General features: G+C 68.7%; 15 protein-coding genes. 13 read left to right on the forward strand and 2 right to left on the reverse strand.

Features of this window, described 5'->3' with window-relative positions:
- Positions 1 to 57 precede the first annotated feature (57 nt).
- The 11 genes from CXQ90_RS04040 (at position 58) to CXQ90_RS04090 (ending at position 18,754) form a co-directional block, all read left to right on the forward strand.
- On the forward strand, positions 58 to 1,401 hold the full coding sequence (locus tag CXQ90_RS04040; protein ID WP_104137152.1) for a DUF58 domain-containing protein: 1,344 nt from the start codon (positions 58 to 60) through the stop codon (positions 1,399 to 1,401).
- Complete coding sequence (locus tag CXQ90_RS04045) at positions 1,398 to 3,905, forward strand: transglutaminase domain-containing protein (RefSeq protein ID WP_104137153.1); 2,508 nt, start codon at positions 1,398 to 1,400, stop codon at positions 3,903 to 3,905. Before CXQ90_RS04040 ends, CXQ90_RS04045 begins: the two co-directional genes overlap by 4 nt.
- On the forward strand, positions 3,898 to 5,247 hold the full coding sequence (locus CXQ90_RS04050; protein ID WP_181038417.1) for an RDD family protein: 1,350 nt from the start codon (positions 3,898 to 3,900) through the stop codon (positions 5,245 to 5,247). The genes CXQ90_RS04045 and CXQ90_RS04050 overlap by 8 nt, the downstream gene beginning before the upstream one ends.
- A complete protein-coding gene (locus tag CXQ90_RS04055) occupies positions 5,244 to 6,122 on the forward strand; it encodes a PP2C family serine/threonine-protein phosphatase (RefSeq protein ID WP_104137156.1) in 879 nt (292 codons plus the stop codon). The genes CXQ90_RS04050 and CXQ90_RS04055 overlap by 4 nt, the downstream gene beginning before the upstream one ends.
- On the forward strand, positions 6,109 to 8,028 hold the full coding sequence (locus CXQ90_RS22260; protein WP_181038418.1) for an FHA domain-containing protein: 1,920 nt from the start codon (positions 6,109 to 6,111) through the stop codon (positions 8,026 to 8,028). The genes CXQ90_RS04055 and CXQ90_RS22260 overlap by 14 nt, the downstream gene beginning before the upstream one ends.
- Positions 8,025 to 9,692, forward strand: coding sequence for a serine/threonine-protein kinase (locus CXQ90_RS04065; protein ID WP_104137158.1), 1,668 nt, complete (start codon positions 8,025 to 8,027; stop codon positions 9,690 to 9,692). The genes CXQ90_RS22260 and CXQ90_RS04065 overlap by 4 nt, the downstream gene beginning before the upstream one ends.
- Before the next feature lie 29 nt (positions 9,693 to 9,721).
- A complete protein-coding gene (locus CXQ90_RS04070; protein ID WP_104137159.1) occupies positions 9,722 to 10,426 on the forward strand; it encodes a hypothetical protein in 705 nt (234 codons plus the stop codon).
- A complete protein-coding gene (locus tag CXQ90_RS04075) occupies positions 10,423 to 14,886 on the forward strand; it encodes an FtsK/SpoIIIE domain-containing protein (RefSeq protein WP_104137161.1) in 4,464 nt (1,487 codons plus the stop codon). The genes CXQ90_RS04070 and CXQ90_RS04075 overlap by 4 nt, the downstream gene beginning before the upstream one ends.
- Positions 14,887 to 14,974: 88 nt before the next feature.
- On the forward strand, positions 14,975 to 15,580 hold the full coding sequence (locus CXQ90_RS04080) for a hypothetical protein (RefSeq protein WP_104137162.1): 606 nt from the start codon (positions 14,975 to 14,977) through the stop codon (positions 15,578 to 15,580).
- Positions 15,581 to 15,728: 148 nt separating this feature from the next.
- Positions 15,729 to 17,936 carry an NAD-dependent DNA ligase LigA gene (gene ligA / locus CXQ90_RS04085; RefSeq protein WP_308470542.1) on the forward strand — a complete coding sequence of 736 codons (2,208 nt, stop codon included), beginning with the start codon at positions 15,729 to 15,731 and terminating at the stop codon, positions 17,934 to 17,936.
- Positions 17,933 to 18,754, forward strand: coding sequence for an inositol monophosphatase family protein (locus CXQ90_RS04090; protein WP_104137165.1), 822 nt, complete (start codon positions 17,933 to 17,935; stop codon positions 18,752 to 18,754). The genes ligA and CXQ90_RS04090 overlap by 4 nt, the downstream gene beginning before the upstream one ends.
- A 45-nt stretch (positions 18,755 to 18,799) precedes the next feature.
- On the opposite strand, the gene CXQ90_RS04095 is transcribed toward CXQ90_RS04090, so the two are convergent.
- Entirely contained in the window at positions 18,800 to 19,309 is a 510-nt protein-coding gene (locus CXQ90_RS04095; protein WP_104137167.1) for a cupin domain-containing protein, read from the reverse strand.
- Between the two features lie 160 nt (positions 19,310 to 19,469).
- Here CXQ90_RS04095 and CXQ90_RS04100 point away from each other — a divergent pair, with 160 nt between their 5' ends.
- Together CXQ90_RS04100 and CXQ90_RS04105 are read left to right on the forward strand one after the other, a co-directional pair.
- Positions 19,470 to 19,973 (forward strand): GNAT family N-acetyltransferase, encoded by a 504-nt coding sequence (locus tag CXQ90_RS04100; protein WP_104137168.1) that lies wholly within the window; start codon positions 19,470 to 19,472, stop codon positions 19,971 to 19,973.
- 91 nt (positions 19,974 to 20,064) lie between these two features.
- A complete protein-coding gene (locus tag CXQ90_RS04105; protein WP_104137170.1) occupies positions 20,065 to 20,448 on the forward strand; it encodes a RidA family protein in 384 nt (127 codons plus the stop codon).
- A 70-nt stretch (positions 20,449 to 20,518) separates the two neighbouring features.
- Here CXQ90_RS04105 and CXQ90_RS04110 read toward each other — a convergent pair whose 3' ends face one another.
- Complete coding sequence (locus CXQ90_RS04110; protein WP_104137443.1) at positions 20,519 to 21,181, reverse strand: response regulator; 663 nt, start codon at positions 21,179 to 21,181, stop codon at positions 20,519 to 20,521.
- Between the last annotated feature and the right edge of the window lie 14 nt (positions 21,182 to 21,195).

A 21,195-nucleotide genomic window follows, 5' to 3' on the forward strand; every position in this document is an offset into this window, starting at 1 on the left:
TCCGGCCCGCCCTGCCGATCCGATACCCACCGAAGCACTGCTAACAAAGGTTCCAACATGTCCACCGGCACTCCGCTCACCAGGCTTGCGGACCGCTTCCGGCCGCCCTTCCCGAAGGACGGCATGCCCTCATCCAAAAGCAGCCGCCTCCGCCGCCCGGCCGTGTGGCGCCTTGCCGGCAGCACCGCCGGCCAGGCGCTGGCACCGGCCTGGGGCGCCGTCCGCGGCATCTGGGCCCGCCGCGTCCGGCCGGTGCTGTCCGTGGTGAGCGTCCTGGGCTGGTCCGTGCTGGGGGCGTCGGCCTTCCTCTGGATTGCGGGACAGGCCTACGGCTGGCAGGAAGCAAAGGCCGCGGCGGTTGCTGCGTTGGTGCTCTTCCTGATCGCGGTCGGCTTCATCCTCGGCCGGTCCTCGTACGGCGTCCTGCTGGACCTGGCCCGGACCAGGGTGGCCGTGGGGGACAGCGCCGTGGGAAGCATCGCCGTCTCCAACACATCCGCACGGCCGCTCCTGCCCGCCGACCTGGAGCTGCCGGTGGGCGGTGCGACGGCCATCTTCCACCTGCCGCGCATGAAGCCGCAGCAGGTGCACGAGGACCTCTTCACCATCCCCACCGCCCGCCGGGCCGTCATCGCGGTGGGGCCGGTGCGTTCCGTCCGGGCCGACCCGCTGCATCTCCTGCGCCGCCAGGTGCTCTGGACCGAGCCTGAGGACCTTTATGTCCACCCCCGGACGGTGGCCCTGGCAGGTTCCGCCGCCGGATTCATTCGCGACCTGGAGGGCATGCCCACCACCGATCTTTCCAGCGCGGACGTCTCTTTCCACGCCCTGCGCGACTACGTGCCGGGTGACGACCGCCGGCACATCCACTGGAAAACCACGGCCCGGACCAACAAGCTCATGGTGCGCCAGTTCGAAGAAACCCGCCGGGCGCACCTGGCCATCTCGCTGTCCATCAACACGGACGAATACGCCAACGAGCACGAATTCGAGCTGGCCATCTCCGCGGCCGCCTCCATTGGCCGCCAGGCGATCCGCGAGCAGCGTGAACTGGACGTCCTGACCCAGGCGGGACCGCTCCGCTGTGAAACAGGCCGCAACATGCTCGACGGCATGACCCGGATCGTGGGCGCCCCGATGCGGAAGACCGCCGTCGACCTCGCCCGGACCCTGGCCGACACCGTCCCCAATGCCTCCGTCGTCTTTTTCGTGGTGGGCAGCCAGGTGATGCCCGCCCAGCTCCGCTCGGCCGCGGCCTCGGTGCCGCCCGGTGTGCGCAGCATCGCGGTGCGGCTCGACGCCGGTGCGGCGCCGGCGCGGGCCAACATCGCCGACCTCACGGTGCTGACCCTCGGCGACCTCTCCGACCTTCCCGCCGTCCTCCGAAAGGCTGCCGCATGAGCCAGGCAACCGGCCTCCGCCCGCGGCGGCAGGCTCCGTCCGCGGCGCCGTCCGCCTTCGCCACCGGCCAGCCGCGGTGGCATTTCCTGCTCGACGGCGGCGCACTCACCGTCCTGCTCGGGCTGGGCGTCCTCGGGTTCAGCCTCAGCTTCGGCGGCGACCCGTACTATCTGGTGGCGGGGTTCGGCGGGATCATCCTCGGCCTGGCCATCGCCGCCTGCAACGCGCAGTTCCGGCTTGGCCTCCTGATCACCACGGCCCTGGCCCTCGGTGCCTACCTGGTCCTCGGCACCGCCCTGGCCGTGCCCGGCGCCGCCATCGCCGGCGTCATCCCGAGCCTGGAATCGCTGCGCACCCTCCTCCTCGGGGTGGTCTTCGCCTGGAAGGACATGCTCACGGTCGGCGTCCCCGTGGGCACGGCCGGCGGGGTGCTGATTGTCCCCTTCCTGAGCTCGCTCATCGCGGCGGTGGCTGCGGGCGTGCTGACCTGGCGGCTCAGGAGCCCCTACTGGCCCCTCCTGCCGGTGCTGGCCCTGTTCGTCACCGGCATCGCCTTTAGCACCAACGCCGGGTTCCTCACCGTGGAACGCGGCATCGCCCTCACGGTGGTGGGCATTGCCTGGGCCACGTTCCGCCGGGACTGCCTGCGCCGCACGGACACCGCCAAGGTGTCGGTCAACCGTCCCCAGCACGACGCCGATACCGCCAGCCGGGCGCGGATGCGCCGCCTGGCGGCGGGGGCCGCCGTGATTGCCGCGACAGTGGCCGTCACCGCGGTCGTGTCGCCGCTGTTCGCCGCCGGTGACGAGCGCAAGGTCCTCCGGAACGTCGTCGTGCCGCCGTTTGATCCGAAGGATTACGTCACGCCGCTGGCCAGCTTCCGCAACTTCGTCAAGGACAAGAAGGACGACGCCCTGTTCGTCGTCAAGGGGCTCCCCAAGGACGCCCGGGTGAGGCTGGGGGCGCTGGACGCCTTCAACGGCACCAACTACACCATGGATCCCAACGGCTCCGGCAATTTCAGCAAGGTGGGCGACGCGAAGTCGATCAATACGCTCGCCGATTCCGCGGCATCAGTGCCGACGAACGACTACACGCTGGACATCACGGTCGAGGACTATCAGGGGTACTTCGCTCCGGGCGGCCGGAAGACCACCGGCCTCAGCTTTGCCCAGGGCTCGTCCAGCCCGGCCTCGGGACTGTACTTCAATTCCGGAACCGACACGGCCGTCACCACCAAGGGCCTGGCGAAAGGCGATTCCTACAGCGTCCAGGTCTCGGATCCGGTGAAACTGGAGCATGGCCAGCTGACGCAGTACGACTTTGCCAAGGTCACGCTCCCGGACACCGCCGAGGTCCCGCCGGTGGTGGGCGCCCAGGCCAACGACTTGTCGGCGGACGCGCCCACCGCCATAGACCGGGTCCGGCAGATCGAGGCCCATTTCCAGAAGAAGGGCGCCTTCAGCAACGGGCTCATTGCCGACGGCCAGCTGCCCAGCGTGTCCGGGCACGGCGCGGCGCGCATCCGTGACCTGCTGACCGCCAAGCAGATGCTCGGCGACGACGAACAGTATGCCGTGGCCATGTCCCTCATGCTCCGGCATCTGGGCATCCCCTCCCGGGTGGTCATGGGTTTCTATCCGGACCCGAAGAGCCCGGAGAACGGCGCCGGCGAAATCAAGATCATGGGCAAGGATGTCCACGCGTGGGTCGAAGTGGCCTTCGACCGGGTCGGCTGGGTCACGTTCGATCCCACGCCGCCCAAGGACAACATCCCCATTCCGCCGGACCCCGAAAGCAAATCCAAACCCAAGCCCCAGGTCCTGCAGCCGCCGCCCCCGCCGCAGGAACCTGCCGACCTGCCGCCGGACTCCTCTCCGGACGCACTGGACGCGGACGAGAAGAAGAACAATCCGTGGCTCTTCTGGGGTCCCATCCTCAGCGCCATCGGCATCGCCATGATCCCCATCGGAATTCTTGCCCTGCCGCTGCTGCTCATAGCCCTGCTCAAATCACGGCGAAGGAAGTCAAGATTCGCTGACGGGCAACCGTCCCAGCGCGTCGGCGGCGGATGGAATGAAGTCCTGAGCCTGGCCACCGATATGGGCGCGGCCGTTGACGGCCGTGCCACGCGGCGCGAGACGGCCGCCGTGGTGGCCGAGGCCTTTCCGGCCACCGGTGCCACCACCACACTGCTGGCACACCGGGCCGACGCCTCCATCTTCGGGGCAGGCCAGCCAAGCGAGGACGAGGTCCGGGAGTACTGGGAGATCGTGAACGGATCGCTCAAGGAAATGACCGGCACAGTCGGGTTCTGGCGGCGCCAGCAGGCACGGTTCTCGCCTCGGTCATTGCTGGCCGATGCACGGGCTGCCCTGAATTCGCGCGGCGCAGCCAAGCCACGGGCTGCCCTGGACGCACGGGCTGGCCTGCACGGACGAGCTGGCCTGCGGGAACGTTTCTTCGGCCGGAACGCGCCCAAGGACGGAACCGGCCATGAGTGACAGGGCGGAGCTGTGTGTGCACTGCCGGCAGCCGGTCCGTCCCGGGGCAACCTTCTGCGGTGCGTGCGGGGCGCCGCTGGCCAACCGGGCGGCCCGGTCCAGCCGCTCGGGCCGGCCCAGCCTGGCGGGCCGAGTCCCGGGGAGCGGAGCTTCGGCGAGCGGAGGCCCCGGAAGCCGGGGCGTGCCACATGCGGGTCCGATTCCCGGTAGCATCCCGGTAGGGCCGGGGGAAGGAACAGGAATGGGAGGCACACTCGCGCTGGTGCCGGCTGCGCCGGGCAAGCGTCTCGGCGCCGCCGTGCTTGACTGGCTGGGGCCGGCAGTGGTCCTGGTGGTCCTTCTCTCCGTCGGATTTGCGAGCGTCACCAGCACCCGGAGCTCCGGGTTCATCGTGTACGACACCGGCATGCTGGTTCTCCTCGGAAGCGTCGGTGTAGCCCTGACCCTCGTCTACACGTTCGTCGTTGCAGGAATCGAGGGGCGCACCGGCAACACCATCGGCAACCGCCTCATGGGCATCCGCAGCGCAGATAATGACGGCTATGCACCCGGCGCCGGTGCTGTTTTCCTGCGCGGCATCGTCACCGGAGCGGGAATGCTGCTGGCGGTCCTCGCCGCAGCGCTCGTGGCCATTTTCAAGTGGTTCGACGCTGCACCGTGGATCCTGGCGCCACTGGTGATCGTCGCGATTGCCTGGGCCTTCGTGGTGGTGCTGTCCAACACCTGGGACAGAAATGGCGGGCTCCGGGGATGGAATGACTTCGCTGCCAAGACCCTCGTGTTCGACGTGGGCGCCGGCCGCAATCCGGTGACCACCGGCGGTATCGAGGGCCCGTACAGCTTCGCGCCGCTGGACCTTCCGCCCGTGCAGCCGGTGGCCTCGCCGGTCGCCTCGCCAGTTCTTTCGCAGGCTGTCGCGCCGGCTGCCGCAGCGAGCAGCCCCGGCAACCATCCCGACGATGCCCTGGACCGTACCCAGTTGCGCGGCGACGCCGGCCGGCACGCACCTGTGGCAGTACTGCGGATACAGCTCGACGACGGCCGCGACTTCCGGCTGGACCGGAACGTGCTCATCGGGCGTAATCCCGCCGCCAACAGGGGCGAATCCCAGGCCCAGCTGCTGGCCGTTCCGGATCCCGGGCGGACCATTTCCAAGACCCACCTTCACCTGCTTACGGACGGCGCTGGCGTGTGGGTGACGGACCGGAACTCCACGAACGGCAGCGCCGTCACCACACCGGACGGCGTCCGCACCGCGCTGCAGCCCGGCGTGCCATCATTTGTCAGCCCCGGAACCACGGTTCATTTCGGGGACCGCACCTTCACCGTAGGACAGGCATGAACTCACAGCAGGCGGCCAGCACTCCAAAGGCCGGCCGCGAGCCGGGCCCCAGCCTGAGCTACGGCTACGGCACGGACCGCGGCCTTCGCCGCGAGCTCAACGAGGATTCCTTCATCGCCTCCGATCCCGTCTTCGCCGTTGCGGACGGCATGGGCGGCCATGAAGCCGGCGAAGTCGCGAGCGGCATGTGCGTCCGCGCACTGGCAGGCATGCCGCAGCTGGCCACGGGGCAGCGGACAGCCACGGCTTCCGTGGTGCAGCACTTCCTGGCATCCGCGGATGACTCCATCCGCGCCGCCACAGGCTCGCGTGCGGGCACCACGCTGAGCGGCGTGGTGGTGGTGGAGCAGATGGGCGTTCCTTACTGGCTGGTCATGAACATCGGCGACTCCCGGACCTACCGGCTGAGCCAAGGCCGGTTCGCCCAGGTCAGCGTGGACCACTCCGAAGTCCAGGAGCTCGTGGACACCGGGGAGATTACGGCCGAGCAGGCCACGGTCCACCCCCGCCGGCATGTCGTGACCCGCGCATTGGGCACGGGCGACGACACCGAAGCCGACTACTGGCTGCTCCCGATCGAGGAGGGCGACCGCGTCATGGTCTGCTCGGACGGGCTCAACGGCGAACTGACGGACGACCAGATCCTGGGCATTCTGGGCGCTGTGGGGGACCCGCAGGAGGCCGTGGATGCGCTTATCCAGGCAGCGCTGCGAAGCGGCGGCAGGGACAACATCACTGTGATCGTCATTGACGCCAGGAACGTCCTGAATGATGCAGGCGTGGCCACCACGGCGCCGAGGACTGTGTCCGCCGCCGAGGACGAGGACACCCTGCCGCGTGCAGCCGCGAGCGAGGAATCCCATGACCGCAGCTAGTTACATTCCGGGCGGTTGGTTGGGGCTGGTCCGCTCAGGAACCGCTGTCATCCTTGGCCCTGACACGCCGCCGCCACTGGTCAACACCGTGTGGAGCCTGCTGGGCGACGGGCCTGAAGTCCATGACGTGCTCCACGCCGTGACCACCGGGTTCGGCGTACCGCTGTCCCGTGCACCTTGGTTCGGCATTGTTGGTTTCGGGGAGTCGCTGAGGGTGTTCCTTCGGGGTGACCTCGACCTGATTGTTCAACTTCCGGGCGGGCCGGTGGAGCTCGACGGCCGAAATGTCACCACCTGGACCGAGCGGTGGCTGGACTCGCCGGAGTGGTTCAGCCTGGCGGTTCCGGGCCCGTCCTCAGCTTTGGAGCTGCCGGTGACGGAGGGTGCCGTACTGCTCCAGACCCTCCGTGTGGATGTCACCGGCGGTGGCAGCCTGGCAGCAAGACGCCACGAGACTGACCTTGCGAAGGAAGCGGCCGCCGAAGTCATAGCGGAACCCGTGCTGGAAGCCTCGGCCGAGATCATGGCGGAACCCGTGCTCGAAGCCTCATCCGAGACCGTGGTGGAACCCGTGCTGGAAGCCTCGGCCGAGATCATGGCGGAACCCGTGCTCGAGGCCTCATCCGAGACCGTGGTGGAACCCGTGCTGGAAGCCTCCGCCGAGACCGTGGGCGGGCCTGCCGAAGACGGGCCCAACGAGGAGAGGCCGGATGAAGGCGGGCTCGAAGAGACCCGCCTGCCCGAGACCGGGCTAACGGTCACCGGAGCCGCCGACCTGGCCGGCCGGCAGGAGGACGGCCAGCAGGTGCCTGCGGCGGCCACCGAACTCACCGGATCGTACGACCACCTCTGGGACAAGACCGTGATGCGCAGCATCGAGGATGCGGCCGTCCGGGACGGTGAGGACCACGACGGGGACCTGCCCGCAGCCAGCCTGGAGTCGGGCACCAGCCTGGCCATGGCAGGCCCTGCGACGGAAGCCGAACAAACCAACCAGGAACCCGATGGCCAGGCCGCACCCGGCCCGGATGCTGATAAGCACGGCAAGCCCGCCCGCGACGCCGCGGCCGCCGAGCCCGCCGAGCCGGCGGCTGCGCCGGCCAACCGTGCCCCCGTGTCCGGCGGGCTGATTGATTCCGTGCCGTGGGCCACCGGTGGTAACCGTGCGCCGCGCCCCGAGGCCCCGCCGTCGTTCGTTTCCCTGCCGGACGCCCGGCCGGCGGCGGAGTTGCCGGAACAGGAACTGCCCGCGCAGCTCCAGCCAGTGCAGATCGAGCCGGAGCGCCCCGGCTCGCCGTCGTCGTCCCCGTCCCCGTCGCCGTCGTTCGTGCCAGACGGCGACCACGACGGGCAGACCATTCTCAAGAGCGACCTGGCGCCGGCATCCGCGCAGCCTGCCTCAGCCCCTGCCTCGGGCCCGGTTCCGGGGGCCGGCCCGCTGGGCGCCGGTCCGCTGGTACTGGCCCGCGTGTGCGCTCGCGGCCACGCCAACCCGCCTACCAGCGCGCAGTGCCCTTCCTGCGGTTCCCCGCTCCCGGACGTCGCAGTGCAGGTGCCCCGCCCCCGGCTCGGCCGGCTGCGGCTGTCCACCGGCGAGCTGATTGACCTCGATGAGTCGCTGGTGATCGGCCGGCAGCCGTCGGTGTCGCGCGTCCAGGGCGGCGTCATGCCGCGGCTGATCCAGGTGGCGAGCCCCGGCGGCGACATTTCGCGGTCCCACGTCGAGGTGCGGCTGGAGGGCTGGCACGTGATGCTGTGCGACCTGAAGGCCACCAACGGCACCGTGCTGGTCCGGGAGGGGCAGCAGCCGCGGCGCCTGGCCCAGAACGAGATGGCCATTGTCCTGGACGGTGACATCGCCGAACTTGGCGATGACATTTCCTTGCGCTTTGAGGAGATCCTGTGAGTTCCAAGCGGCCAGTTGCACCGCCGCCCCGCATTCCCGGTTTCACATACGTCAGCCTGCTCGGATCGGGCGGGTTCTCCGATGTCTACCTCTATGAGCAGGACCGCCCGCGCCGCAAGGTGGCAGTGAAGGTGCTCCTCTCGGGGCTGAAAACGGAGGGCGCGCGGCGCCGGTTCGAGTCAGAGGCCAACCTCATGGCCCAGCTGTCGTCGCATCCGTTCATCGTCACCATCTTCGAGGCCGAGGTCACGGAGGACGGGCACTCCTACCTGGCCATGGAATACTGCTCCCGGCCCAGCCTGGACGTCAGGTACCGGCGGCAGCGCTTCAGCGTGGACGAGGTCCTGGCCGTGGGCATCCAGGTGGCCTCCGCCGTCGAAACGGCCCACCGCGCCGGCATTGCGCACCGCGACATCAAACCGGCCAACATCCTAGTCACGGACTACAACCGGCCGGCACTGACCGACTTCGGCATTTCCGGCACGCTCGGCGGCGATGCCGATGAAGACGCCGGAATGTCCATCCCGTGGTCCCCGCCCGAACAGTTCCGGGAAGGAAAGGTCGACGGCGTCATGGTGGACGTGTGGGCACTCGGCGCCACGCTATACACCCTGCTCGCCGGACGCTCGCCGTTCGTCCTGCCGGGGGCGGACAACTCCCAGCGGGAACTGATCTCCCGCATCACCGGCTCGCCCGTCCCGCGCCTCGGCAGAGCCGACGTCCCCGAATCGCTGGAACAGGCGCTGGCCACGGCCATGGCGAAGTCGGCGTCCTCCCGCTATTCATCGGCTCACGCCTTTGCGCTGGCACTTCAGCGCATCCAGGCCGAGCTCAACCTGTCGGTCACGCCCTTCGAGGTCCTGGAGGAGCGCCATCAGGAGGACGTCCACCCCGACGACGGGTTCGAGGAAACCCGCGTCCGGAGCATCGCCGCCATAGACCCCGACAGAACGGGCAGCGCGCCGACCTTCCCTGCGCGGACCTGGCCGCTGGACGGCGGACAGCCCGCTCCGGCGCCGGCGCCGGCTCCCTCGCCCTCCGCCGCCCAGACGGCAGCGCCCGGACCGCGCCCGGGCGGCCCGCTCGCGCCGTCCGGAGCGGCCGCCGCGCCTGCCGTAGCTGCCGCAACAGCGCCCGCCGCTACTGGCGCCGCCGGTGATGACTGGGCGCAGGCAACTGTCCTCCGCAGCAGTCAGCCCAAAGCCCCGGACCAGCCCGCGTCCGACGCGCTGCCGGTGGATCACGGCAAGCGCAACCTCTGGCTGGCCATCGCCGGCGGAACGCTCCTGGTGCTCGCCGTCATTGTGGGCATCGTGGTGGCGTCAGCAGCGCCGCAGCCCCAGGTGCAGCCCACCGAACAGGTCAGCAAGCCGCCGGCAGATGCCCTGGACGACGGCTCAGTGCCGGACGTCGCGAAGCTCGCGGGCGCGGCAGCAGCGGCCGGGAAGGTCAAGTTCACGTGGACCAACCCGCAGCCGAAGCCGGGAGACATGTACAAGTGGCGGGTCAAGACCGTCAAGGGCGGCGGGAGCTACCTCACCACGTCTGCGCCGCGCGTGGACGTGACCGCCAACCCCACCGAACCCACCTGCGTCCAGGTGATCATCGTCCGCAGCGACGGTTCCGCGTCCCCGGCGGGCGAGGACTCCATCGCGTGCGTCTGACAAAACAGCCCAACGAGGAGACACAAGATATGGGTGATTTGGCCATAGATTTCTGCGGCGAATGGTATGAGCCGACGGACGAGGACATCTTCAGCATCGGCCGCGAAGGCGACCTGGAAGTGGATGACAACCCGTACCTGCACCGGCGCTTCCTGCAGATCGCCCGCTACGACGGCATCTGGTGGCTCAGCAATGTGGGCAGCATGCTCTCGGCAACCGTGGCCGACGGCTCCGGCGGAATGCAGGCCTGGCTGTCCCCGGGCGCACGCCTGCCGCTGGTCTTCAGCCACACCACCATCATCTTCACGGCCGGGCCCACCACCTACGAATTCGCCGTCCACCTGAAGACGCCGTCGTTCCGGCAGGAGGCTCCCGGCGATTCGAGCGCCGGGGACACCACCATTGGGCCCGTGGTCTTCACGGACTCCCAAAAGGCGCTCATCGTGGCGCTGGCTGAGCCCATGCTCCGGCGTGACGGGACCGGATTCAGTGCGATTCCGTCCTCCGCGGCCGCCGCCAAGACCCTCGGCTGGGCGCTCACCCGGTTCAACCGGAAGCTGGACAACGTGTGCGACAAGCTGGACCGCGTAGGCGTGGCGGGCCTCCGGGGCGGCGGAGGAAAACTGGCCACCAATCGGCGTGCCCGGCTCGTGGAACATGCGGTCACGTCCCACCTGGTGACCGCCGATGACCTGTACCTGCTTGAAAAAATGAGAGGGACCGACGAAGGATGAGAATCCGACTGACGCTTCGCCGGGACCCCGCGGAGGCCAAGGACCTGGCCGTCACGGTGGACGGCCTCGCCACCGTGGCGGACATCGCCACGGAACTCTGGACAGCAGACCCCGGCCGGCGGGATGAGCCCGCGCCGGCCAACCTCTCGCTCCGGATCGACGAGGCGTTCGTTGCCGGCGGCATGCGCGGGATCGTCCTCAACCGCATGGACAACCTCCTGGAATCGGGCCTGCGGCCGGGATCGGTTGTTTCGCTGACGCAAGTCAGCGAGCAGTTCGGAGTTCCCGGAACCGGCGGCGGCACCGCCGCCGGCCGTGGACCCGCCGCCGCCACCCTCCGCATTCTTTCCGGGCCCGACGTCGGCCGGGAGTTTTCGCTGCCGTCCGGCACCAGCTACATCGGCCGGGACCCGGACGTTGACGTCAGGCTCACCGACCCGCTGACGTCGAAACGGCACGCACGCATCACCGTGGGGGAGAGCGTCGAGATCGTCGACACCAACTCGGCCAACGGCCTCCAGATGGACGGGCTGCCCGTCACCCGCGCCACCCTGAATTCTGCGGACACCGTGACGTTGGGCGACACCGAGCTCACCGTGGTGCCGCTGGCCCGCAGCGGTGCGGCCGCCCCGACGTCGCCCCTCGTTGACTTCAACCGGTCCCCGCGCGTGGTTCCCCGGTTCAACCCGTCAAAGCGGGTGCCGCCTGCGGGGCCGAAACGGCAGGACCACCACCCTTTCCCGTACATCATGCTGGTAGCCCCGCTGATGATGGGCGCCGTCCTCTTCGCCGTCACGCAAAGCCTGATTTCCATGCTGTTCATGCTCATGATGCCGCTGTTCATCGTGGGGCACTACGTGGACCAGAAACTGCAGTCCAAGCGGGAACGCAAGGAACAGCTCAAGCAGTTCCGCGAAGCGATGGCCGCGTTCCGGCAGGACATCACCGAGCTGCAGCGGGTGGAACGGGCGGTCCGGCTCCAGGAGGCGCCGTCCGTCAGCGACACCGTCGATTCGATCTACAAGCTCGGCCCGCTGCTCTGGACCCACCGGCCCGAGCATCAGGGGTTCCTGGGTCTCCGGTTCGGACTCGGCACGGTGCCGTCGCGGGTGCCGTTCGAGGAACCGAACTTCAGCGAAACCGAAACGGAGTACCGGCGCGAGATCGAGGACTGCCTGGCACAGTTCCGGGAGATTGAAGGCGTGCCCGTCGTCTCGCAGCTGCGGTCTTCCGGCTCGTTCGGCCTCGCGGGTTCCCGCGGGCTCGTCGACGACGTCGCCAGGGGCATGGTGCTGCAGCTCGTCGGCCTGCACTCGCCAGCCGAGGTTGCGGTAACAGCCATCACCTCCACCCGGTCGAGGGAGCGCTGGAACTGGCTGCAGTGGCTGCCGCACGTCGGGTCAAGCCACAGCCCGCTCACCGGCGACCACCTTGCGGCCGGCTCCGCCAGCGGTTCCAGCCTCCTGGCCCGGCTCGAGGACCTCCTGGAACTCCGCGAAGCCGGGCGGCAGCCGTCAGCGCCCGCCCACCGGCCAGGCATCCACGACGAAGCCGGGGACGTCCCCGCCCCGGTGCTGCCCGCGGTCCTGGTCATCATCGAGGACGACGCCCCGGTGGACCGCGGGAGGCTGACCCGCCTCGTGGAGCGCGGGCCCGACTCCGGCGTGCACGTTCTGTGGGTAGCCACCGGCGTTGAGGCCCTGCCGGCCGCGTGCCGCGACTTCATGGCGGTCGACGGCGAACACGGGACCACCACGGGGCAGGTCAGGCTGGGGCGGCACACCTACCCCGTGAGCTGCGAAAGCCTCGACGCCGAACTCGCCGGCCAGCTGGCGCGCATGCTTTCGCCCGTGGTGGACGCCGGAAAGCCGCTGGAAGACGAGTCGAACCTGCCCCGCGCCGTCTCCTACGCGGCGCTCATCGGCAAGGATTTCCTGGACAGTCCGCAGGCTGTCGCGGAACGGTGGCAGGAAAACAACTCCGTCCGCACCGCCGCCGTCGCGAACCGCAAGGACACCGGGTCGCTGCGGGCGCTGGTGGGATCCAAGGGCGTTGAGCCGCTGTACCTGGACCTCAAGAACGAGGGCCCCCACGCCCTGGTGGGCGGCACCACGGGTGCGGGCAAGTCCGAGTTCCTGCAGTCCTGGGTCATGGGCATGGCCACCGCCTACAGCCCGGACCGGGTCAGCTTTCTCTTCGTCGACTACAAGGGCGGTGCCGCATTTGCGGACTGCCTGCACCTGCCGCACACGGTGGGGCTCGTCACGGACCTCTCGCCGCACCTTGTCCGCCGCGCCCTGACCTCGCTGCGCGCCGAACTGCACTACCGGGAGCGCCTGCTGAACCGGAAGAAGGCCAAGGACCTGCTCGCCCTGCAGCGCGAGGCCGACCCCGACGCGCCGCCGTACCTGGTGATCGTGGTGGACGAGTTCGCCGCCCTCGCCACCGAGGTGCCCGAATTCGTGGACGGCGTGGTTGACGTCGCCGCCCGCGGCCGGTCGCTCGGGCTCCACCTCATCCTCGCCACGCAGCGGCCCGCCGGCGTCATCAAGGAGAGCCTTCGCGCCAACACCAACCTCCGCGTGGCGCTGCGCATGGCCGACGAGGACGACGCAACCGACATCCTCGGGGTGCCGGATGCCGCCTACTTCGACCCCTCCATTCCGGGCCGCGGCGCGGCAAAAACCGGACCGGGCCGCATCCAGGGATTCCAGACCGGCTACGCCGGCGGCTGGACCACCGAACGGCCGCAGCGCCCGCAGATCGACATCGTGGAAATGGCCTTCGGATCCGGTCCCGCGTGGGCCACACCTGCCCCGGAATCCCCGGTCAAGGACGAGCCGTCCGGTCCCAACGACATTGCGCGGATGACGGCCAACGTCATCCGCGCGGCGGACCTCCTGGCCATCAGACCGCCCCGCAAGCCGTGGCTGAACGAACTGGCCATGACCTACGACTTCTCCCTGCTGCCGAACCCGCGGACGGACGAGCGGCTGCTGCTCGGCGTCGCCGATGATCCCGCCCGCCAGGACCAGCCCACGGTCTTCTACGAGCCGGACCGGGACGGCAACATGGCCATCTACGGCACCGGAGGCTCGGGCAAGTCTGCCGCGCTCCGCGGGATCGCCATTGCCGCCGCTGTCACCCCCCGCGGCGGCCCGGTGCACGTCTACGGGATCGACTGCGGCTCCGCCGGGCTGAAAATGCTCGAAGAGCTCCCTCACGTCGGCGAGATCATCGACGGCGACGACGTCGAGCGGGTGGGCCGTCTCCTGCGCTGGCTCCGTGACCTGGCGGAGGACCGTTCGGCACGCTTCGCCGAGGTCCGGGCGTCCACCATCGTGGAGTACCGTAAGCTCGCCGCCATGCCCGACGAGAAACGCATCTTCGTGCTCGTGGACGGCATGTCCGCCTTCCGCGAGACGTACGAGTACAGCCGCCTGTCCTCCTTGTGGGACCTCTTCCTGCAGCTGGCGACCGACGGCCGTCCCCTGGGCATCCACCTCGTGGTCACCGGTGACCGCCCCAACTCCGTGCCGCCGTCGTTGCTTGCGTCCATCCAGCGCCGGCTGGTGCTGCGCCTGTCGTCCGAGGACGACTATATGGCCATGGACGTTCCGAAGGACGTCCTGGGCAAGGCCTCGCCTCCCGGGCGCGGCCTGCTGGGCAGCCATGAGGTGCAGCTCGCCGTCCTGGGCGGCAACTCCAACCTGGCGCTGCAGGCCCGGGAGGTCCACAAGCTCAGCGAGGCCATGCTGCGCCAGGGCGTCGAGAAGGCCCCGCAGATCGAGCGGCTGCCGGAACAGGTGGACCTGGACATCCTTCCGGCCGGCCTGCCGGACCTCCCCGTGATCGGCGTCGACGACGAAACCCTGCAGCCTGCCGCGATCATGGCCAAGGGCTCACTCCTGCTGGCCGGTCCGCCGGGCGCCGGCAGGACCGTGGCGCTGGTGACCCTCGCCTACGCGCTGCGCCGGTCCAGCCCCGAAACGGAGCTGGTCTACATCGCGTCGCGGAAGTCGGCTGTGGCGGGGCTGCCGGTCTGGGACCGTTCGCTCGTGGGCCCGGACGACGTCGAGGAAGCGGTCGGGGCGTTGACCGACCATTCCTCGGCCAACCCGGGGAAGCTCGCCATCTTCATCGAGGGCCTCACCGAATTCACGGGCACCCTTGCTGAGTCCGGCGTGGAGCGGCTGGTGGCGGCCTCCATTAAGGCCGATCAATGGGTGGTCGGGGAGTCCGAGACGTCCACGTGGTCCTCGGCCTGGTCACTGGCCCAGCCCTTCAAATCCGGGAGGCGCGGGCTGCTGATCAACCCGGGGGACATGGAGGGGGACAGCCTGCTCAACACCTCACTCGGCCGGGTCAGCACCGACTTCATTCCGGGCCGCGGCTACATCGTGGGCCGGGGCAAAGTGCGCAAACTGCAGGTCGCCCTGCCTCCGGAGAGCCGGCAGTGAGGGATTTGCTACGCCGCGCCGCCCTGTAGGAAGATACCCGGGACAAGACTCGGTGCGGGACTGTCCTGCGCAGCTGCAAAGGTAATCCATGATCCGAACCCATTTCCTGCGGACTACGCTGGTGCCCGGACTTGCTGCGACGGCGCTGGCCTTCGCCGCGGCGGCGGGCGCTGCGGGGGCCGCGCACGCCGGACCGTTGTGCCTGCCAACACAGCACTGCCCGTCCGGCTCGCCCACGCCGGCTCCGACGACCGAGCCTTCGAAAACACCGCCGGCGAAGAAGGCCCCGGCCCCGGCGCCCGCACCGCCGGCGGCTCCGGCCAAGCCTCCCGCGGCCCCTGCTCCTGCTGCGCCCACCACCGTTTCCGCTCCGACCGCGCCAGCCGCGCCGGCCGCGGAGAGGTCGACGGCGACGCCGTCACCGTCCGAGACTGCCGCCCGCAAGACGGCGGTCCCCGCCACTGCCAGCGGCTCGCCGAGCCGCTCGGATGCCAGCCCTACGGCCGAGTCCAACTGGAACAAGCCGATTGAAAAACCCGCCAAGGCGAGCCAGGCGGCCGCCGTCAGCACCGGCGACCGGGGCACCGGCGGATCCTCGGGTGTCTTCGCCATCATGGGAGGCGTCCTGCTGGTGGGCTTCGCCGGACTCGTGTTCGCCCTGTGGAGCAGGAACCGCCTCGCCGGCCACTGGTGAGCCGGCCACTGGTGAGCCGGGCGCGGGACCGCAGGTTCACAGCCTGCTTGGCCGGAAGCAAGCTGACTTAAGGCAAGATAGGTCTGTGAGCACAGCATCAGGCCCCGCAGACAATGCAGCTACCGGAACTGACCAGCTCGAGCCGGAAGTGATTCCGTCGGAGTCGGTCCGCGAAGAGTATGAGAACCTGGCGGACCTCGTCCGGAAATACCGGTTTGCGTACTACCAGGAAGCCGAGCCGCTGGTCTCGGATGCCGAGTTCGATACGCTCTTCCGCCGGCTGGAGGAACTCGAGGCGCTGCACCCCGAGCTGGTATCCAACGATTCGCCCACCCAGGAGGTGGGCGGGGAAGTGTCGGCGGCCTTTGCCGCCGTCGAACATCTCCAGCGCATGTACAGCCTCGAGGACGTGTTCTCCCTCGAGGAACTGGAAGCGTGGATCGCCAAGGCCGAGGCTAGCATCGCCAAAGTCGGGGACCACCAGGTGTCCTGGCTGACCGAACTGAAGATTGACGGCCTCGCAGTGAACCTGCTGTACCGGGACGGAAAGCTCGTCCGGGCAGCCACGCGCGGCGACGGCACCACCGGCGAGGACATCACCCACAATGTGCTCACCATCAAGGAAATCCCGCAGGAGCTCAGCGGCAGCGGATTTCCCGCCGAGATGGAGATCCGCGGCGAGGTGTTCATCCCGTCCAAGGCCTTCGCGGAGTTCAACGAGGCACTTATCGAGGCAGGAAAGGCGCCGCTGGCCAACCCGCGGAACGCCGCTGCGGGTTCGATTCGCCAGAAGGATCCTGCCGAGACCGCCAAGCGCCCCCTGAAGATGTTCGTCCACGGGATCGGCGCCCGCGAGGGTCTCGCAGTCGCCAGCCAGTCCGAAACGTACAGGCAGCTCGAGGAATGGGGGTTGCCTGTCAGCCCGTACTTCGAAGTGCTGGGTAGCCTGCCCGAGGTGCTGAAGTTCATCTCCCGCTACGGAGACAAGCGGCACAGCCTGCTGCACGAGATCGACGGCATCGTAGTGAAGGTGGACGATTTCGCCACCCAGCGCGCCCTCGGCTACACCACCCGCGTCCCGCGCTGGGCTGTCGCCTACAAGTACCCTCCCGAGGAAGTGCACACCAAACTGCTGGACATCGCGGTTAACGTCGGACGCACTGGACGGGTCACCCCGTTCGGGATCATGGAACCGGTCAAGGTGGCGGGCTCCACTGTGGGAATGGCCACGCTGCACAACCAGGACGTGGTCAAGGCCAAAGGCGTGAAGATCGGCGACATCGTGGTTCTGCGCAAAGCCGGCGACGTCATCCCGGAAATCGTGGGGCCCGTCCTGGCATTGCGCGACCACCAGGATCCGCCGGTGCGCGACTTCGTCATGCCCACCGAATGCCCGTCCTGCGGAACGCCGCTTGCTCCCGGGAAGGAAGGGGACGTGGACATCCGCTGCCCCAATGCGCGGTCCTGCCCCTCGCAGCTGCGTGAGCGGGTCTTCCACCTGGCCGGCCGGGGAGGTTTCGACATCGAAGCACTGGGCTGGGAGGCCGCCATTGCCCTCACCCAGCCGGCGGAACCGGAAGTTCCGCCGCTCACCACCGAAGCCGCCCTCTTCGACCTCACTCCGGAGGATCTCGCTCCGGTGAAGATCCGGCGCGAGAAGCGGTCCAAGGGGGTCGGCACCGGGGAGTACGAGCTCGTGCCGTACTTTTACAGCAAGGGCACCGCGAAGGCGCCGTCCAAACCGACGGCAACCACCGAGAAACTCTTCAAGGAACTCGAAAAGGCCAAGACCCAGCCGCTCTGGCGCGTGCTGGTGGCGCTCTCCATCCGGCACGTCGGGCCGCGGGCGTCGCGGGCACTGGCCAACCACTTCGGCACCATGGACGCGATCCGGCAGGCCTCCGAGGAGGAGCTCGCCGGCGTGGACGGCGTGGGCCCCACCATTGCCGCGGCGCTGAAGGAGTGGTTTGCCGAGGACTGGCACCGGGAAATCATCGACCGCTGGGCGGCGGCCGGGGTCCGGATGGCGGACGAGCGGGACGAATCCACGCCGCGCACCCTCGAAGGGCTGACCATCGTGGTGACGGGAACCCTGCCCGGCTTCAGCCGGGACGAGGCCAAGGAGGCCATCCTGATCCGCGGTGGCAAGGCTGCCGGTTCGGTGTCCAAGAACACCAGCTACCTGGTGGCCGGCGAGAATGCCGGCACCAAGCTGGACAAGGCTGAGCAGCTGGGCGTTCCGGTCCTCGATGAGGACGGGTTCCGGGAGCTGCTGGCCAGCGGGCCGGCTGCGGATGCTGCCGAGGAGGGGGCTGCTCCGCAGGCTCCGGACGACGACGCGAACGGCCCGAAATGAGCGCAGATCCCGCTGACCTGCTCGGCGTTGCCAAGGCAGCCGCCGCGGCCGGCGCCGCAGTGCTGTCCACCCGGAGCAGGGGTTCCCTGGCCGACGGTGCCGTCAGCAACAAGGGCGAAGCGGGGGACTGGGTCACCGCGTTCGACGTCGCTGCAGAGAACGCGGTCCGCAGCGCCATCCATGGCGCCTGCCCGCAGGACACCATCACCGGCGAGGAGCACGGGACCACCCGCCCGGAAAATCCCAGCGGGATCCGGTGGTCCATCGACCCGCTGGACGGCACCACCAACTTCATCCGCAACATCGTCTACTACGCCACCTCCGTGGCAGTTGCCGATGCCGACGGCGTATGGCTGGCCGGCGTCGTCAACGCCCCGGCGCTGAGGCGCGTCTATTACGCCGCCAGGGGCCACGGCGCCTGGCTCGAACAGGACGGCCACCGTGTTCAGCTCACCGGACCCGTGTCCGGCCGCGCCGGCCGGATCCTGGCCACCGGATTCAGCTACGACCCGGCCGTCCGGGCGGAGCAGGCGGCGGCGCTGGGCGGCTTCATGGAAGGGTTCGCTGACGTGCGGCGGCTCGGCTCAGCCGCCCTGGACCTTTGCCTCGTGGCCGACGGCACCCACGATGCCTTCGGCGAACGCGGCCTCAACGAACATGACTTTGCCGCCGGAGCCCTGATCGCTGAGGAAGCCGGCTGCTGGGTGCGCCGGCCCCGGCTCACCAGCCCGCTGGACGGCGGCCCTTCCCTTAACGAACGGCTCGCCGCATGGACGTGCGCGGGAACACTGGAGATGTCCGGCAAGTTTCCCCTCTGACGCGGCACACTTCTTACCCGGCCTGCCAGGCCGGCCCGGACAACTTCAGCCCGGGGGCCTCAGGTTGTAGCGCGAAATGATGTCCGGCAGCCAGGGTGCCTCGGCGAAGTACAGCCCGTAGTCGGACGCCAGTTTTTCGATGACCGCGGGGTCCGGCAGGCCTGCCTCAATTTGGTCCGCGATGCCCCAGAAGAAGTGCTCAAACCCGGCGGGGCTGATCACTTCGATCATGCGCGCAGGAATCTTGCCTGCGTTCCACATGGCGTGCAGTTCATTTCGGGGCTTGGTGATGTATCCGCCTGCACCGAGCACAGCTTCGCGGTCACCGGACCGGAAGCCTATTTCTCCCCCGATGACGATTGAGTACTCGTCTTCACGCGTGTGGATGTGTGGCTGTACGAGCGCCCCTACCGGAAACGGATGCTCCACTATAGAGAGCTGCTGGTTTGTGTCTTCCCCGAAAAGTTTGAAGACGACGCCGATGCTGCCCAGCGTCGCTTCGCGTCCCTCACCAGGCTGCACGACGGTTAGCCGCGGAGCCTCCTCTTGTCCCATGGTCCTTCCCTTCGTTTCGCCTTGCGGGTGACCACCGAATTATCTTGCTGGGACAACGCGGTGTACAGAGCATTCTGGCTGCCGGCCGACGAGTGATAGTTCAGTCACGGAAACAGCTGTTTCGCGCTGCGCATCCAGCCGCTGGAACTAGCATTGACGGGTGCAGCCGCAGATCATTGTCCGTCCAGCCGTCCCCGCCGATTACGAGGCGATAGCCCGGATCACCCGCGATTCCTATCTGGCGGCAGGATACTTCGACAGCGCCGACCACCCCTACATGAAGCAGATCCAGGACGTGGCCAGGCGGGCGGCGCAGGCCACCATCTGGGTGGCCGAACGGGATGCCCGGATTGTGGGGTCCGTGACGCTGGCGGTTGCCGGCGAGCCGTATGCGGACATCGCCCTCGACGACGAACTCGAATTCCGGATGCTCGTGGTGGACCCGGCCGTGCAGCGCAGCGGTGCCGGGCAGGCCCTGGTGGAAGCGATCATCGCGCACGCCAGGTCGCTCGACGGCATCCGCGCTGTGGCGCTGACCACCGGCGGAACGTGGGAGAGCGCCCACGGCCTCTACCGGAAGACCGGCTTCCGGCGGGTCCCTGAGCGCGACTGGTTCGTGCCGGACACCGACATAAAGCTGCTGGTTTTCCGGCTGGACGTCTAGCCGCCCTAGAGTGGTGCCGACTCATTTCCCTCCGCCCCATTCCCCGGCTGCCACAGCGCCGCTGGCATGCGGCCCCAGTGAAAGGCGCACCATGCGCAAGACATTCGGCACCGGTTCCGTCTGGGAACAGACCCTTGGCTACTCCCGCGCAGTCCAGGTGGACAACACGCTGTACATTTCCGCCACCGCCGCCAGCGGTGAGGACGGCATCGTCGGCAGCGACTTCTACGAGCAGACCAAGTACATCCTCCAAAAGCTGGAAGCAGTCCTGGCCGACGCCGGCTTCGGGTTCGCCGACGTCGTGCAGTCCAAGCTCTACCTGACGGACATCAGCAAGTGGGAAGACGCCGGCCGTGCCCACGGCGAAGTGTTCGGGGAGATCCGCCCCACGCTGTCCCTCGTGCACGTGCTGCCGTTCCTGGACCCGAAGATGCTCGTGGAGATCGAGCTCGTCGCCCAGAAGAGCGCCAGCTAAATAAGCGCGAACGTACACTTGAGGCCCCTTCCAGGCGCAGTTCAGGGGCCTCAAGTGTTCGTTCGTGCTCTTAGGAGGCTGGCAGGCCGTAGCGGTGTTCGGGCCGGCCCGTGGTTCCGTAGCGGAGCTGGATTTCGACGGCGCCGTCGTCCGCCAGCGAGGACAGGTACCGCTGGGCGGTGGCGCGGGAAACGCCCACCCGCCCGGCCACCTCGGCTGCGGAATACTGCTCGCCCGATTCCAGGGATTCCAGCACTGCCGCCTCCGTGGCGGACCGCGGTTTGGCCGACGGCGACACGTCGCCGGGGATGAGGGCACGCTTGGCCCGCTCCACGGTGTCCTGGTCCAGCGAACCCGGCTGGGCCAGGATCCGCCGGTACCGGGCATAGGAGCGCAGCTGCTGGGACAGGGACTCGGCGGTGAACGGCTTCAGCAAATAGCCCAGGGCGCCGCGCCGGAACGCCGTCCGCAGCGAGGCGGCATCGGAAGCCGCACTCAGGATCATGGTGTCCACGTCCAGCTGGTGTAGCAGATCCAGGCCGGAAGCGTCGGGCAGGTAGACATCCAGCAGGACCAGGTCCGGGCGCAGGCTGTGGATAGACTGCAGCGCCAGCGACGCCGAACCCGCCGGCGGCAGCGCCAGGAACCCCGCCACCGAGTCCACGTAGGCCGCGTGGAGCTTGGCCACGTGGAAATCGTCATCCACAATCAGCACCCTGAAGTCCTCAGACATCATCGTCCCATCCT

It is taken from the genome of Arthrobacter sp. ZGTC131, from assembly GCF_002929275.1.
Classification (GTDB): Bacteria; Actinomycetota; Actinomycetes; order Actinomycetales; family Micrococcaceae; genus Arthrobacter.

Bases quoted from the DNA above. Each gene is read 5' to 3' on its own strand.
- CXQ90_RS04045 (WP_104137153.1), top strand. From the start codon at position 1,398: ATGAGCCAGGCAACCGGCCTCCGCCCGCGGCGGCAGGCTCCGTCCGCG.
- CXQ90_RS04095 (WP_104137167.1), bottom strand. From the start codon at position 19,309: ATGGGACAAGAGGAGGCTCCGCGGCTAACCGTCGTGCAGCCTGGTGAG.
- CXQ90_RS04040 (WP_104137152.1), top strand. From the start codon at position 58: ATGTCCACCGGCACTCCGCTCACCAGGCTTGCGGACCGCTTCCGGCCG.
- CXQ90_RS22260 (WP_181038418.1), top strand. From the start codon at position 6,109: ATGACCGCAGCTAGTTACATTCCGGGCGGTTGGTTGGGGCTGGTCCGC.
- CXQ90_RS04055 (WP_104137156.1), top strand. From the start codon at position 5,244: ATGAACTCACAGCAGGCGGCCAGCACTCCAAAGGCCGGCCGCGAGCCG.
- CXQ90_RS04110 (WP_104137443.1), bottom strand. From the start codon at position 21,181: ATGTCTGAGGACTTCAGGGTGCTGATTGTGGATGACGATTTCCACGTG.
- CXQ90_RS04105 (WP_104137170.1), top strand. From the start codon at position 20,065: ATGCGCAAGACATTCGGCACCGGTTCCGTCTGGGAACAGACCCTTGGC.
- CXQ90_RS04070 (WP_104137159.1), top strand. From the start codon at position 9,722: ATGGGTGATTTGGCCATAGATTTCTGCGGCGAATGGTATGAGCCGACG.
- CXQ90_RS04075 (WP_104137161.1), top strand. From the start codon at position 10,423: ATGAGAATCCGACTGACGCTTCGCCGGGACCCCGCGGAGGCCAAGGAC.
- CXQ90_RS04080 (WP_104137162.1), top strand. From the start codon at position 14,975: ATGATCCGAACCCATTTCCTGCGGACTACGCTGGTGCCCGGACTTGCT.
- CXQ90_RS04090 (WP_104137165.1), top strand. From the start codon at position 17,933: ATGAGCGCAGATCCCGCTGACCTGCTCGGCGTTGCCAAGGCAGCCGCC.
- CXQ90_RS04050 (WP_181038417.1), top strand. From the start codon at position 3,898: ATGAGTGACAGGGCGGAGCTGTGTGTGCACTGCCGGCAGCCGGTCCGT.